At 63.9% G+C, this 1758-nt stretch carries 2 protein-coding genes; one reads left to right on the top strand and one right to left on the bottom strand.

What is annotated here, in order from left to right; all coding sequences use genetic code 11:
- A partial coding sequence (locus I5M_RS32795; protein ID WP_040771769.1) for a hypothetical protein occupies positions 1 to 193 on the top strand: 193 nt, incomplete at its 5' end.
- 168 nt (positions 194 to 361) lie between these two features.
- On the opposite strand, the gene I5M_RS17195 is transcribed toward I5M_RS32795, so the two are convergent.
- Positions 362 to 1758 (bottom strand): efflux RND transporter permease subunit (locus tag I5M_RS17195; RefSeq protein WP_022722522.1); only part of this gene is annotated, 1397 nt, incomplete at its 5' end.

Consider the following 1758-nt stretch of genomic DNA (forward strand, 5'->3'; position numbering starts at 1 on the left):
TTCGAGCGCTCTGACAAGGCTGCTGGTCGACGCCGGCCTGCGCCGCAACGGTCGGTATTACCAGGCCGAATCCGACGAGGTGTGTCTGTTGGTGCAGGTCGAACCGCTGCGAACACCTGTGGCGATCTACACCCTGGCGTTGACTCCGATCGGAGCCCGACGGCTTGCAGTGGCGTTGCCGGACTCGCGGTAGCAAATTTTTGCGTCGGAAGTTGAAATCTTGCCCGCCTGATTGCCGGCGCTCGATCGTTCAAGGTGAAGCTCCCACTTTGTGATCGACGGCTTTGCACCCAATTTGCGATACAGAGACTTCCAACTTGGACAGCGTTCTGCGGTCGGCGAGTGTCAAGCTCAACGCGGCTCAGCGTCGTCGGCTCGCCTGGCTGGCCGAAATCAAGAGACTGAACACGCCGCCGACCAGCGCGAACGGAATGTTGATGAATACCAGGAGCGACTGCCGCATCGACACGAAAGTGGCGAACAACAGCAGGAACACCAGCGCCAGCGCCACCGGCACCACGATGGCGAGCCTCGCCGCGGCGCGCTGCTGATTTTCGAACTGGCCGCCCCAGACGATCGAATAGCCCTCGGGTAACTTCACCTTGGCAGCGACCGCGGCCTTGGCTTCGTCGACGAAGCCAACCAGATCGCGGCCCGACACGTTGCTCATCACCAGCGCCAGCCGCTTGCCGTTCTCGCGGTCGATCTTCACCGGCCCGTCGATCCGCTGCAGCTTGGCGACGTTGGACAGCGGCACCGATTTGCCGTCGGCCAGCACCAGATTGATGCCGGCGAGCCGCGCCGGCGTGTCGCGCAAGCTATCGCTGCCGCGGATCAGCACCGGCGTGCGGCGGCCCTGCTCGATGACGATGCCGGCCTGCTTGCCTTCGATCTGGGTGCGCAGCGCTTCGGTGAGGCGATCGACATCGAGGCCGAGGCGGCCGGCCTGCAGCCGGTCGATAGCGACGCTGTAGTACTCGAAGCCCTCGTTGAGCGTGGTGCGGACGTCCTCGGCGCCTTTCAGCGTCTTCAGCGTCGCGGTGATCTCGCTGGCCAGCTTGTTAAGCGTCGGAATATCCGGGCCGAAGATCTTCGCTACCACGTCGCCGCGGGCGCCGATGATCATCTCCTGCACCCGCATCTCGATCGGCTGGGTGAAGGAGAAGCTGATGCCGGGAAATTCGCCGAGCGCCTTGCGGATGTCAGCCATCACCGCGTCCTTGTCGCCGGGGTGCCGCCATTCCTTTTCGGGCTTCAGGATCACGTAAGTATCGGTTTGATTCAAGCCCATCGGATCGAGCCCGATCTCGTCGGAACCGACACGGGCGACGATGCTCTGCACCTCCGGCACGGTTCCCATCAGGGCGCGCTGGATCTTGAGATCGAGATCGACGCTCTGCTCCAGACCGATCGACGGCAGCTTTTCGACGCTGATGATCGGCGTGCCTTCTTCCATGGTCGGCATGAAGATCTTGCCGATCTGGGTGTAGGCCGCAACGGTCGCCACCAGCGCCACAGCCGCCACCGCCAGCACCGCCTTCTCGTGGCGCAGCGAGAAGCGTAGCAGCGGTGTGTAGCCTGCGGCGATCTTACGCACCAACCAGGTCTCGTGATGGCCGGCGGTCTTGAGCAGCAGCGACGCCAGCACCGGGATCACCGTCAGCGCCAGCAGCAGCGACGAGCCGAGCGCGAACACGATCGCCAGCGCCACCGGGATGAACAGCTTGCCTTCCAGCCCCTGCAGCGTCAGCAGCGGCA

The sequence above is a fragment of the Rhodopseudomonas sp. B29 genome (assembly GCF_000333455.1).
Taxonomy (GTDB): domain Bacteria; phylum Pseudomonadota; class Alphaproteobacteria; order Rhizobiales; family Xanthobacteraceae; genus Rhodopseudomonas.